The 12790-nt window shown below is 42.7% G+C and carries 12 protein-coding genes and 1 pseudogene; 12 read left to right on the top strand and 1 reads right to left on the bottom strand.

The window, feature by feature from the left end:
* Positions 1-73: 73 nt before the first annotated feature.
* The 12 genes and pseudogenes from glcT to ACTSEZ_RS03430 all read left to right on the top strand — a co-directional run bounded on the left by glcT (position 74) and on the right by ACTSEZ_RS03430 (position 11702).
* On the top strand, positions 74-916 hold the full coding sequence (glcT, locus tag ACTSEZ_RS03375) for a glucose PTS transporter transcription antiterminator GlcT (protein WP_029281640.1): 843 nt from the start codon (positions 74-76) through the stop codon (positions 914-916).
* Between the two features lie 223 nt (positions 917-1139).
* Complete coding sequence (ptsG, locus tag ACTSEZ_RS03380) at positions 1140-3239, top strand: glucose-specific PTS transporter subunit IIBC (protein WP_369732802.1); 2100 nt, start codon at positions 1140-1142, stop codon at positions 3237-3239.
* Between the two features lie 99 nt (positions 3240-3338).
* Positions 3339-3605, top strand: coding sequence for a phosphocarrier protein HPr (locus ACTSEZ_RS03385; RefSeq protein WP_029281636.1), 267 nt, complete (start codon positions 3339-3341; stop codon positions 3603-3605).
* Positions 3605-5320 (top strand): phosphoenolpyruvate--protein phosphotransferase, encoded by a 1716-nt coding sequence (gene ptsP / locus ACTSEZ_RS03390; RefSeq protein WP_369732803.1) that lies wholly within the window; start codon positions 3605-3607, stop codon positions 5318-5320. The genes ACTSEZ_RS03385 and ptsP overlap by 1 nt, the downstream gene beginning before the upstream one ends.
* A 117-nt stretch (positions 5321-5437) precedes the next feature.
* On the top strand, positions 5438-6976 hold the full coding sequence (locus tag ACTSEZ_RS03395) for an ATP-binding protein (RefSeq protein WP_369732804.1): 1539 nt from the start codon (positions 5438-5440) through the stop codon (positions 6974-6976).
* 38 nt (positions 6977-7014) lie between these two features.
* Entirely contained in the window at positions 7015-7257 is a 243-nt protein-coding gene (locus tag ACTSEZ_RS03400; protein WP_369732805.1) for a transcriptional regulator SplA domain-containing protein, read from the top strand.
* A gap of 142 nt (positions 7258-7399) precedes the next feature.
* A complete protein-coding gene (gene splB / locus ACTSEZ_RS03405) occupies positions 7400-8428 on the top strand; it encodes a spore photoproduct lyase (protein ID WP_369733074.1) in 1029 nt (342 codons plus the stop codon).
* Between the two features lie 109 nt (positions 8429-8537).
* Entirely contained in the window at positions 8538-9323 is a 786-nt protein-coding gene (locus ACTSEZ_RS03410; protein WP_369732806.1) for an SDR family oxidoreductase, read from the top strand.
* Positions 9324-9382: 59 nt separating this feature from the next.
* Positions 9383-9856, top strand: coding sequence for a hypothetical protein (locus ACTSEZ_RS03415; RefSeq protein ID WP_369732807.1), 474 nt, complete (start codon positions 9383-9385; stop codon positions 9854-9856).
* Complete coding sequence (locus tag ACTSEZ_RS03420; protein ID WP_369732808.1) at positions 9853-10353, top strand: hypothetical protein; 501 nt, start codon at positions 9853-9855, stop codon at positions 10351-10353. Before ACTSEZ_RS03415 ends, ACTSEZ_RS03420 begins: the two co-directional genes overlap by 4 nt.
* Before the next feature lie 18 nt (positions 10354-10371).
* Positions 10372-11265, top strand: a pseudogene (locus ACTSEZ_RS03425) (NAD(P)-dependent oxidoreductase); the annotation flags it as partial.
* Positions 11241-11702 carry a GNAT family N-acetyltransferase gene (locus ACTSEZ_RS03430; protein WP_369732809.1) on the top strand — a complete coding sequence of 154 codons (462 nt, stop codon included), beginning with the start codon at positions 11241-11243 and terminating at the stop codon, positions 11700-11702. The pseudogene ACTSEZ_RS03425 and the gene ACTSEZ_RS03430, both read left to right, overlap by 25 nt.
* Before the next feature lie 45 nt (positions 11703-11747).
* Here ACTSEZ_RS03430 and ACTSEZ_RS03435 read toward each other — a convergent pair whose 3' ends face one another.
* On the bottom strand, positions 11748-12650 hold the full coding sequence (locus ACTSEZ_RS03435; protein WP_369732810.1) for a CAP domain-containing protein: 903 nt from the start codon (positions 12648-12650) through the stop codon (positions 11748-11750).
* Positions 12651-12790: the final 140 nt, after the last annotated feature.

Genomic DNA, 12790 nt, shown 5'->3' on the forward strand with positions numbered 1-12790 from the left:
CTTCGCAGTTGACTGCATATGACATTATTAGTACGATATGAAGCATTGAGAGATAAAAGGAGCTGAGGATTTCGTGGAGGAGTCCTTTACAATAAAAAAGGTACTGAATAATAATGTGCTGATTGCCGAGCACGATTCGTTTGAGGAAGTCGTGCTGATCGGCAAAGGGATTGGATTTGGCCGTAAACGCGGTGACAGGCTTGAAGAAACATCCTATGAAAAAATGTTTGTGCTTAAAAATCAAAAGGAACAAGAGCAATTTAAAATGCTTCTGCCTTTTGTAGATGAAGATATGATTGAGGTAGTGAGCGATGTGATTCACTATATCGCAGAACAGGTAAAGCTCCCCCTTAATGAACATATTCATATCGCGCTTATTGACCATATAACTTTTGCCATTAAGCGCCTGCAAAAAGGGATGGATATTAAAAATCCGTTTTTGACCGAAACCAAAACCCTTTATCCAAATGAGTACATGATAGCAGAGGAAGTTGTTCATATGATCAATGACCGGCTTAAAGTGGACTTGCCGGTAGGGGAAATTGGGTTTATTGCCCTGCACATTCACAGTGCCATCACGAATAAACCAATCTCAGATGTGAATCAATTTTCACAGCTGATCGGCCAGCTGATCGGCGTCATCGAGGATTCCATGAAGCTGAAAGTCAATCAGGACAGCGTAAATTATATGAGGCTTGTCAGGCATTTGCGGTATACGATTGAAAGGGTTTTATCAGGTGAGAGTGTTGAAGAACCAGAAAAATTTGCTTTACTGTTGAAAAAAGAATATCCGCTGTGCTACAATACATCTTGGAAAATGATCAAAGTAATGCAGCAATTCTTGAAAAAACCGGTATATGAAGCTGAGGCTGTGTATCTTACCCTCCATTTATACCGTTTAACAAATAAAACTTAATCTTAAAAAGTACCTTACGTGTTACTGATACGATCAGGCATGAGTGAACAAGTACGTGTTGAAACCGCCCATAAGGGGAAGTATACCCTTTGAGTGCGGATGTCCTTGTTGCACCATGCTTTTTTTGCGTTCTTTTTGGGATTTAAATGTAAACGCTTGTAATGTGCTTTCATGTTTTTTTTGGTTGCTGCTTACACAAACTATTCCTCAAGGAGGTTAAAACATGTTTAAAAATTTATTTGGAGTTCTCCAAAAAATTGGTAAAGCACTTATGCTGCCGGTTGCCATCCTTCCTGCTGCAGGGATCCTGCTGGCATTTGGTAATGCGATGCAAAACCCGGAATTAACATCAAAAGTGCCATTTTTGACAAATGATATCATCCAGCTGATTGCTAAAGTAATGGAGTCTTCAGGGGACATTGTCTTTGCAAACCTTCCGCTGCTCTTTGCAGTAGGTGTTGCTATTGGACTGGCTAACGGTGATGGTGTTGCTGGTCTTGCAGCCATTATCGGATACTTAATTATGAACGCTACAATGAGTGCAGTTCTGATTCAAACAGGAAAAATTCCAAGTGACGCTGTAGAGCTTGCGCAATTCTTCCAGCAGCTGCATCCTGAATATGCAAGGGTGCTTGGAATGCCGACCTTACAGACCGGGGTCTTCGGCGGTATTATCGTGGGTGTCCTCGGTGCATACATGTACAACAAATTCTTTAACATTGAACTGCCTCAATACTTAGGTTTCTTTGCAGGTAAACGTTTTGTACCGATTATGACCGCTGTGTCAGCTGTTGTTCTTGGTTTGGTTATGCTGTTTATTTGGCCGCCGGTTCAAGGAGGACTTAATGCCTTTTCAACAGGCCTTCTGGAATCCAACAAAACATTGGCAGCATTCGTCTTCGGTTTAATCGAGCGTTCTCTTATTCCTTTTGGTCTTCATCATATTTTCTATTCTCCGTTCTGGTATGAGTTTGGAAATTACACAACGCAGGCCGGAGAAATCGTGCGCGGAGATCAGCGTATCTTCATGGCACAGATCAAAGATGGCGCTGAACTGACAGCTGGAACATTTATGACTGGTAAATTCCCGTTCATGATGTTCGGTCTTCCTGCTGCAGCACTTGCGATCTATCATGAAGCAAAAGCTGAAAACAAAAAATTTGTTGCAGGCATCATGGGTTCAGCCGCATTAACGTCATTCCTGACGGGTATCACTGAACCGCTTGAGTTTTCATTTCTTTTCGTAGCTCCAATTTTGTTTGCGATTCACGCAGTCTTTGCAGGTCTGTCCTTTATGACGATGCATATTTTGAACGTAAAAATCGGAATGACATTCTCGGGCGGGGTTATTGACTACTTCCTGTTCGGAATCCTTCCTAACCGTACTGACTGGTGGCTTGTAATTCCAGTGGGTCTTGTATTCTCGCTAATCTATTACTTCGGATTCCGTTTTGCGATCCGCAAATTCAATCTGAAAACACCTGGACGCGAGGACAAACAGGATGATGAAGATGCAAGCGGAACAACGGAAGCTGCAGGCGATCTTCCATACAACATCCTTGAATCACTTGGCGGAAGCTCAAATATCAAGCATCTTGATGCGTGTATTACACGCCTTCGTGTGACTGTAAATGACGTTAAAGCAGTAGACAAAAACCGTCTTAAGCGTCTTGGAGCTGCAGGAGTACTTGAAGTTGGAAACAACATCCAGGCTATCTACGGCCCTAAATCAGACAGTCTGAAATCACAGATCCAGGATGTAATGGCAGGCAAAACACCTCGTCCGGCAAAACCTGCATCACCTGAAAAAGAAGTAGAAGAACAGGTAGAGGACGTTGTACCAGGCCCGCTTAAAAATGATGTAGAGGAATTCTCATTTGTTTCACCTATTACAGGTGAGATTCACCCGATTACAGAAGTTCCTGATCAAGTATTCTCAGGCAAAATGATGGGTGACGGAATTGCGATTACTCCTTCAAACGGAACAATTGTTTCTCCGGTTGACGGAAAAATCCTGAATGTTTTCCCTACAAAACATGCAATCGGCCTTGAGTCTGAGAGCGGGAATGAAATTCTGATTCATGTCGGCATTGACACTGTAAACCTGAAGGGTGAAGGCTTTGAAGCTTTCGTAAAAGAAGGGGATACAGTTAAAAAAGGCCAAAAACTTCTTGAAGTGAACCTTGATTTCGTGAAACAAAACGCACCGTCTATCATGACGCCGATCGTCTTCACGAACTTAAACGAAGGCGAATCGATTGTGATTAAGTCTTCAGGCAGCGTTGAAGCTGGTCAGGAGCACATCATTTCAATCGAAAAATAAATGAACTTAAGCCGCATCACTTGTCAACCATGTGATGCGGCTGTTATGATAAGGTATTGTGTACTAGCTTTATTTAACTATAAAGGAGATTGATTAATTATGGCAGAAAAAACATTTAAAGTAACAGCAGAATCAGGAATCCACGCACGTCCGGCAACTGTGCTTGTTCAAACAGCAAGCAAGTTTGATGCTGATGTGAACTTAGCATATAACGGAAAAACAGTTAACCTGAAATCAATCATGGGCGTTATGTCTCTTGGTATCGCCAAGGATTCAGAAATCACAATTTCTGCAGCTGGTTCAGATGAAAACGATGCAATCGCAGCTCTTGAAGAAACAATGAAAAAAGAAGGTTTAGGCGAATAATGACTGAACTTAAAGGGATTGGAGCTTCAGCTGGGATCGCGATTGCAAAAGCTTACCGACTAGAAGAACCAGATCTTACAGTATCAAAGCGCGAGGTTGCAGATAAAGCAGCTGAAACTGCACGCTTTGAAGAAGCTATCCAACAATCCAAAGCAGAGCTTGAACAAATCAAAGAGCATGCATTCAGAGAACTTGGCGCAGATAAAGCCGAAATTTTTGAAGCCCATATTCTTGTGCTCAGCGATCCGGAACTGCTTAATCCTGTAAAAGATAAAATCAGCAGCGAATCAATCAACGCTGAATTTGCAATGAAAGAAACATCAGACATGTTTGTCAGCATGTTTGAATCGATGGACAATGAATACATGAAAGAGCGTGCAGCGGACATCCGCGACGTGACAAAACGCGTAATCGGCCATCTTCTTGGCGTTGAAATTCCAAACCCAAGCATGATTTCTGAAGAAGTGATTATCATTGCCGAAGATCTTACACCATCAGATACTGCACAGCTTAACCGTCAGTATGTTCTTGGCTTTACGACAGATATCGGCGGCAGAACATCACACTCGGCCATCATGGCACGTTCAATGGAAATTCCGGCAGTAGTCGGAACAAAAAAAGCCACTTCTGACATTAAAAATGGCGACATTGTTATCGTGGATGGAATTGACGGAGATGTAGTCATCAATCCTTCTGAAGAAGTGATTGCAGGCTTTGAAAAGAAAAAAGCGCAATACGAAGTGCAAAAAGCCGAGTGGGCGAAGCTTGTTAATGAAGAAACCGTTACAAAAGACGGACAGCATGTTGAGCTTGCAGCCAATATCGGAACTCCTGACGATGTTCGCGGAGTTCTTGAAAACGGCGGAGAAGCTGTCGGTCTTTACCGTACTGAATTCCTTTACATGGGCCGCGACCAGCTTCCGACAGAGGATGAGCAGTTTGAAGCATACAAAGCTGTGCTTGAGCGCATGGAAGGCAAGCCTGTTGTTGTCCGCACCCTTGACATTGGCGGAGACAAGGAGCTTCCATACTTAAACCTTCCAAAAGAAATGAATCCTTTCCTTGGTTTCAGGGCGATCCGTCTTTGCCTTGAAGAACAGGAAATCTTCCGTACTCAACTGCGTGCATTGCTTCGTGCAAGCACATTCGGCAACCTGAAAATCATGTTCCCGATGATTGCGGTTGTGGACGAGTTCAGAGAAGCTAAAGCCATTCTTCTTGAAGAAAAAGCGAAGCTTGTAAGCGAAGGCGTTCAGGTATCAGAAAACATCGAAATTGGAATGATGGTTGAAATTCCTTCTACTGCCGTGCTTGCAGATCAGTTTGCTAAAGATGTTGATTTCTTCAGCATTGGAACAAATGACCTGATTCAATACACGATGGCTGCTGACCGTATGAACGAACGCGTTTCATACTTGTACCAGCCTTATAACCCTGCTATTCTTCGTCTTGTGACGCTTGTCATTGAAGCTGCTCACAAAGAAGGCAAATGGGTTGGCATGTGCGGAGAAATGGCAGGAGATCCTTTAGCGATTCCGGTTCTTCTCGGTCTTGGACTTGATGAGTTCTCAATGAGTGCTACTTCAATCCTTCCGGCACGTTCTTTAATTAAGAATCTGTCAAAAGAAGAAGCTGCAAGCTTTAAAGAAGAAATCCTTTCCATGAGCACAACAGAAGAAGTAGTTGAATTCGTTAAAGCGAAATTCAACGTTTAAGTTTGAAAAGACCTGCTGCGGCAGGTCTTTTTATTTGTGTTTTTTCCTCCCCATTCCCACTAATTAAGTAAAATGTGGTAAAATAGTCACGAATGCAGAAGAAATGGGGAAGCTTTAGTGAATCGGTTAGAAAATCAAGATTTGAGAAAAAAACTCCTGCTGCAGTCCATGTGGGTCATCTTTATTTTGGACGCTCTCTTTATTTTAGTCATTGAAAGAAGCTATAAATATTTTCCGATCGTTTTGATCTTTGCCGGCATCCTCCTGTGCTACACTTTCCTTCTAAGGACTATAAAGAAGGACTCTTTTTTTGTCTGGAGTTCGCTCGGGCTTATCTATTGCTATTTATTTGCCTTAAACTACACAGATCCATATATAGTGAATTTTATTTTTTTGCTTTTCCCAGTCATTTTCAGCGCCGTGTTTCAAAATCTGAAGGTTGTCTTCATAACAGGTGCAGTCACCATCTGCAGCCAGTTTTATTTTTTTCTGAAAGGTTATGAAATCATCTCGTCTTCGTTTGAAAAAATAGATGTCATGTACTATGTCTTTTTTGCAATCATCATTGTTGTTATTCTGTTTTACTACATCAAATATATAAATTACCTATGGGAAAAAGTCCAGCGGCAAAACGACAAGGTGTCAAGAAACCTCAAAACAACTGAGGCGAAATTTGACCTTGTTTTTTCACAAAGCCATGACGCCATAGCGATCATTGATGCTGAGCGAACGGTAAAAGATGTAAACCCTGCGTTTACAGACCTTTACGGCTGGAGCAATCAGGAAATTTCAGGAAGTCTCTTTCCATTTCATTCAGCAGAAAAATCAGGCGTCAGTTCAAGGAGAGACAGAACGAAATCCGGCAAGACCATAGAAGTCGAAGTGACGACTACACCTCTTTATAATCCCTCAGGAGAATTGATTGCCTATTGCGAAATGATACGCGATGTTACAGAGAAAAAAGAAGAAGAGCTTGCCCTTTTTCAGCATGAAAAACTGAAGGTAGCGGGTCAAATGGCTGCGGGCGTTGCGCATGAGATCAGAAATCCGCTGACGGTGATTCAGGGTTTTCTGCAAATGATGGATGAAAAGAAAGACATTATTGACCCGCACTATACAAAAATCATGCTTCAGGAACTGAAACGGATGAACAGTATCGTAAGTGAGTTTCTAATCCTTTCAAAACCTCAGGCTGTGTACAAGAAAGAAATGAATATGAAAGAACTCATCCAGTCCATCATCCGTTTTTTTGAAACGGAAAGTGCCCTTAAAAATATCGGCATTCAGTTCAAGTGCAGCGCAGAACAGCTCCCGGTAAAGGGGGATGAAAATCAGGTTAAGCAGGTTCTGATCAACCTTTTTAAAAATGCGTTTGATGCAATGTCAGGCGGCGGAACGATCCTGGTTGAAGCATGTGCTGATAAAAACTGCATCAGAGTAATAATCACCGATGAGGGCGAGGGGATACCCCAACATCTGCTCACTCAGATCCGCAAGCCTTTCTTTACAACAAAGGAAAAAGGGACAGGGCTCGGTCTTGTTATTACTGAAAAGATTATTCGCCAGCATGGCGGAACACTTGCCATATCGAGCCAAAAAGGTTCAGGTACGACGGTTACAGCCACTTTTCCTGCATCACTTTCTGGAAATGGGTAAAAACTAACTGCATCAACCAGATTGAAAGGTGATGTAAAATGGAGAAAAAAGATGTCAGAGCAGGCGATAAGGTGTATGTGATCTACCGAAACCCCCATGCAGCAAATGTGGCAAATATTCAGCAGGCAGAAGTAGTCGATCATCCGACAGAGCCCGGACAAAAAGCTTTGTTTATCCATGATTCATACCATTTACTTGACGAAGAAGACGCGATTTTTCCTTCATATTCAGATGCAGAAGAGATGTACAACAAGCTGTTTGATTACGAGCAATACGAGTAAAACTCCGTTTATACGGAGTTTTTTTATGTTTAAAAGGCCGCGTAAGCCCTATGCTGTTTTAGGAAATATTTAAAAAGGATATGAACTCCTTGAAAGACAAACCTTATTAACATACCGCTTTTAATCAGAAGGAAGTGACAGCATAGTGAAACCATTCGTGCCGCAGCTCGTCTATATCGAACCAAGGGCACTTGAATACCCTCTTGGAGTGGAGCTGAAAGAAAAATTTGAAAAGATGGGTCTTGAAATACGGGAAACAACTTCACATAATCAGGTTCGCAATATTCCCGGCAAGAACGATCTTCAGAAATACCGGAATGCGAAATCAACATTAGTCGTCGGAGTCAGAAAAACATTGGACTTTGATTCATCAAAGCCATCTGCTGAGTATGCCATACCTCTTGCTACAGGATGCATGGGGCATTGTCATTATTGTTACTTGCAGACGACGATGGGATCTAAGCCATATATCAGAACGTACGTGAATACAGACGAAATCTTTCAGCGGGCTCAGGAATACATGGAAGAACGGGCGCCGCAAATGACCCGTTTTGAAGCCTCCTGTACATCTGATATCGTCGGAATTGATCATTTGACACATTCGCTTAAACGGGCCATTGAGTTTTTTGGAAACACTGATATGGGCCGCCTGCGTTTTGTGACAAAATTTCACCATGTCGATCACTTGCTGGATGCTGATCACAAAGGGAAGACAAGATTTCGGTTCAGTATTAATGCTGATTATGTCATCCGTAATTTTGAACCTGGAACATCGCCGCTTGATAAACGCATTGAAGCTGCAGTTAAAGTTGCCAAGGCAGGATATCCGCTCGGATTCATAGTTGCGCCAATCTATATCCACGAGGGATGGCAGGAAGGCTATAAAGAACTCTTTACAAAACTTGATGAACTGCTGCCGCCGGAAGCAAGAGAGGATATTACCTTTGAGATGATTCAGCACAGGTTCACAAAGCCTGCCAAGCGTGTTATACAGAAAAACTATCCTAAGTCAAAACTGGAAATGAACGAAGATGACCGCCGCTATAAGTGGGGAAGATATGGAATCGGAAAATATATTTATCAAAAAGATGAAGAAACCGAATTAAGAGATACGCTTGAGAGCTATATCGATGACTTTTTTCCGAATGCAAAAATTGAATATTTCACTTGAAAAAACAGAGGCTTTCTCTGTTTTTTCTGGTTTTAAATCTCAAATAAGGCATTCCTGTCCATATCCTGATACTATAAAAGAGAAGATAACTCAGGAAGAGGTGCTGAAGATGGATTTAGGTTTTAAGGGGAAAACTGCACTTGTTGCAGCATCCAGCCAGGGACTTGGAAGAGCTGTTGCCGAGGCACTTGCAATAGAGGGCGCTAACGTCATGATTACCAGCAGAGACCCTGAAAAATTGCACAGGGTTAAAGAAGAGATTTCCAAAAAAGCATCCGGCAGAATTGAATACAAAGCATGCGATCTTTCAAATGGAGAGGAAATTGTGCAGCTTGTAGAGGAGACAGCGAAACGCTTTGGAACAATAGATCTTCTTGTTAACAATGCAGGAGGCCCGCCGACAGGCACATTTGAAATGATGACAGATGAAGACTGGCAAAAGTCTTTCGAATTGAACGTCATGAGCCATGTCAGACTGATCAGAACGGTCCTTCCCTATATGAGAGGAAAAGGAGGCAAGATTGTTAATATCGCCTCATCTTCTGTTAAAGAACCAATCCCGGGACTTGTACTGTCCAATACGTTCAGGCTGGGTATTGTCGGCCTCACAAAGACGCTTGCAGCCGAGCTTGCACCTTATCAGATTCTGATTAATACGGCAGCACCGGGGAGAATTGCGACGGATCGGACAGCTTCCCTTGATCAGGCGGCAGCAGAGCGACTCGGTATTCGTGCCGAAGACGCAGAAGAGGAAAACAAAAAGAAAATTCCGGCGGGCAGGTATGGTACGCCGGAAGAATTTGCAGCCTATGTTCTCTTTTTGCTGTCAGATGCAAATACCTATATGACGGGTCAGACCCAGCTGATTGACGGAGGAATGGTTAAATCCGTATAGAACACCAGCCGCTGAAGTAAACTAAGCCATAGATAAAACAGGTAAGGTGGCTTCTATGGATGGCGATCGTTCTCGCTGCAATTATCATCTGGCTATTGGTTCACATTTTTGTGTATATGCCTAAAAAGTGCAACCCTATTGAGTCAGTATTTATTTTTTTGACGACTTCAATTATGAATAATATGTTCTGCTCAATTATTACTGAAAACCTGAGATGGGCGGTACCGTATGAAACGCCAGAGGGTTTTACTGTCTTAATTTTACAAAGAGTCCTGATTATCCCTCTTTTATTTTTGCTTATTCTGCACCTGTTTTTAAATATCAGGAGCATTCTTGGCAAATTCCTTCTTTTAGCTGCATCATTTGGCATTGTTGTCGGGATGGAGGAGCTTTGCATGTATTTCCAGGTCATGAAGTATGTTGAAAACAGATGGGCAATCCCGCTTATCCACACTCCGCTGCTGCTATTGACAGGAATCATTGCCCTGACTTTATTCAGGCCGGTATTGAAAAGGGGAGTGACGATGAGATGAACGGCATGCAAAATGAGCTTTATATTCTTGCTACCATTGCTGCTGCTCTCCTGATCATGGCAAAGCTCCCGAAAAAGTTTCCGGCAGGCGTTACCGTTCTTATTTTTACGTTCAGTGCGTTTATCGGGCTGACTGCAGATCATATTTTAGCTATACCGCCCTACGACATATATGATGTCAATGATTCGCCGAACTTCGAAGTGTGGGATTTAATTTACTACAGCATGTATGGATTTTTCGGTTACTTTTTTCTATTTATTTATCAGCACTTTCGAATCAGGGGTATTCTGACAATCCCATACATCATTCTTTGGTCAATGTTTTCGGTGTTTTATGAATGGGTGGCCGTTCAAGTCGGAATCTTTGATTTTGGCAAAGGGTACAAAATGCAATATTCATTTCCGATTTACCTGTACATCCAGACATTCTTTATCATCTTTTTTCATTTTGTCATGAAGGAATATGATAAGCTGAAAGAAAAGTCTTCCATTATATAAAAAGAGGAAGCTGAAAAAGAGAGGGAGAGATGCATGACACAAAGTATAGGTTTCATCGGAACGGGAGTAATGGGCAGGAGCATGGCCATGCATTTGCTGAAGGCAGGCTATTCTGTTTCCATTTATACAAGAACAAAAGAAAAAGCGGATGATCTGATCAAAGAGGGAGCTGTTTGGAGAGAGACAGCAGAAGAACTTGCCCGGAGCTCTGATGTCGTTATGACGATGGTTGGATATCCATCAGATGTAGAAGAGCTTTATTTGGGAGATCATGGCATTTTAAATGCTGCAAAAAGCGGCAGTTACGTAATTGATATGACAACTTCTAAGCCGAGCCTTGCCATACGCATTTACGAACTGGCGAAGCAAAAGGGGATTTACGCAATCGACGCACCTGTTTCAGGCGGTGATGTAGGCGCTAAAGAGGCTAGACTGTCCATAATGGCCGGCGGAGATAAGGAAGCATTTGAAGCGTGTTTGCCGATTTTTTCTATTATTGGGAAAAACATTGTCTATCAGGGGCCTGCAGGAAGCGGACAGCATACTAAAATGTGCAATCAAATTGCAATTGCAGCCGGCATGATCGGGGTTAGCGAAGCGATTGCGTATGCACATTCAGCAGGTCTTGATCCAGAAAATGTGCTGAAAAGCATATCAGCAGGTGCTGCTGGAAGCTGGTCATTAAGCAATCTTGCACCAAGAATGCTGAAGGGAGATTTTGAGCCAGGGTTTTATGTCAAACATTTTCTGAAAGACATGAGCATTGCCATCGAAGAGGCTGAACAAATGAAAATGGAGGTGCCGGGCCTCGCACTTGCCCATAAGCTGTATACGGAGCTTTCAGAAAAAGGGGAAGCCGAGAGCGGAACACAGGCTCTGTACAAGTTATGGAAATCACCATCAGAAAACTGAATAGCGGGGAATCTGCTCCAATGCACCTGCTGCTTGAAGCAGATCCTGAGGAAAAAGCCATTCAAAAGTATCTTCATAAGAGCCTCGTTTTTTTGGCAGAACATAAAGAACAGACGGCTGGTGTACTGGTTCTCGTTAAACGTTCATCCACATCATTAGAAGTGATGAATCTTGCTGTTGATGAAGCATTCCGGGGAAAAGGAATTGCAAAGAAACTGCTGGCACGTGCCAGAATGGAAGGGGAAACAGGCGGTTTTGCTTTTCTTGAAATTGGTACAGGCAATTCGAGCCTTGACCAGTTGGCCCTTTATCAAAAGTGCGGCTTCAGATTGGACGGAATCATCAGAAATTACTTCCTGGATCAATATGATAAGCCAATTTATGAAAACGGAATACCGTGTATTGACATGGTACGCCTGAAAATGCGCTTAACATAAAAAAGACAGCCGGATATCCCGGCTGTCTATGACGTTCAAACTCTATTATTTTCCGATGAACATTTGAGTCCAGTAGTTGCCTTCTTCAACGTGGCCCACACCGATGTGTGTGAAGTCAGCGTTCATGATGTTTTTGCGGTGACCTTCAGAGTTCATCCATGCTTGAACAACTTCTTCAGGAGAAGCTTGTCCTTTTGCAATGTTTTCGCCTGCAGTTGTATACTCAACGCCGAACTTTTTCATCATATCAAATGGTGATCCGTAAGTTGGGCTGTTGTGGTCAAAGTAGTTCTTGCTTTGCATGTCTTTAGACTTTTCTTTAGCTACTTTGCTTAGTTCTTCGTCAAGCTGAAGCGGTTTAAGACCTTGCTTTTCACGCTCTGCATTCGTAAGTTCTACAACTTTTTTCTCGAATTCACTTACTGCAGCCTGAGTTTGCTCTTGCTTTGGAGCTTCTTCTTTTGCTTCAGGTGCCTGCTGCTGTGCAGGTGCTGGAGCTGCTTCTTGCTTAGGTGCTGGAGCTGCTTCTTGCTTAGGTGCTGGAGCTGCTTCTTGCTTAGGTGCTGGAGCTGCTTCTTGCTTAGGTGCTGGAGCTGCTTCTTGCTTAGGTGCTGGAGCTGCTTCTTGCTTAGGTGCTGGAGCTGCTTCTTGCTTAGGTGCTGGAGCTTGCTCTTGCTGAGGTGCCTGCGGTGCAGCCTGTCCTTGCTGTGCTTTAAACTGGTTCAGCTGCTCTTCAACCATTTTTTGAAGCTCAGGATTGTTGATGTTTTTCAGCATATCCTGTGTTTGTTCCTGATTTAAATTGCAGTTTTGACCGGCAATTTGGTAAGCTTTAACTTGCATATTTGATTGCTGTGGAGCTGCTGCATCTGCAGTTTGTCCACCCGCATTAAATGTAAAAATAGTAGCTGCTGCTGCGACTGAAAGTGCAATAGACTTCTTTTTCATGAAAAAATTCCTCCTAAGAGTTTTTTTTGTTGTGTTCCTTGCTACACACATATCGTAACACACGATTCTTGTAATATATCAGCCAGTGCTTTCCATTGACAGTCTTGCAAAATGCTATCCTATCGTCCTTACATTTTGTA

It is taken from the genome of Metabacillus mesotrionivorans (genome assembly GCF_052171315.1).
Lineage (GTDB): Bacteria > Bacillota > Bacilli > Bacillales > Bacillaceae > Bacillus_P.

Coding starts and splice junctions, on each gene's coding strand:
- ptsG (WP_369732802.1), top strand. CDS start 1,140: ATGTTTAAAAATTTATTTGGAGTTCTCCAAAAAATTGGTAAAGCACTT.
- ACTSEZ_RS03385 (WP_029281636.1), top strand. CDS start 3,339: ATGGCAGAAAAAACATTTAAAGTAACAGCAGAATCAGGAATCCACGCA.
- ptsP (WP_369732803.1), top strand. CDS start 3,605: ATGACTGAACTTAAAGGGATTGGAGCTTCAGCTGGGATCGCGATTGCA.
- ACTSEZ_RS03400 (WP_369732805.1), top strand. CDS start 7,015: ATGGAGAAAAAAGATGTCAGAGCAGGCGATAAGGTGTATGTGATCTAC.
- ACTSEZ_RS03410 (WP_369732806.1), top strand. CDS start 8,538: ATGGATTTAGGTTTTAAGGGGAAAACTGCACTTGTTGCAGCATCCAGC.
- ACTSEZ_RS03415 (WP_369732807.1), top strand. CDS start 9,383: ATGGCGATCGTTCTCGCTGCAATTATCATCTGGCTATTGGTTCACATT.
- ACTSEZ_RS03420 (WP_369732808.1), top strand. CDS start 9,853: ATGAACGGCATGCAAAATGAGCTTTATATTCTTGCTACCATTGCTGCT.
- ACTSEZ_RS03430 (WP_369732809.1), top strand. CDS start 11,241: ATGGAAATCACCATCAGAAAACTGAATAGCGGGGAATCTGCTCCAATG.
- ACTSEZ_RS03435 (WP_369732810.1), bottom strand. CDS start 12,650: ATGAAAAAGAAGTCTATTGCACTTTCAGTCGCAGCAGCAGCTACTATT.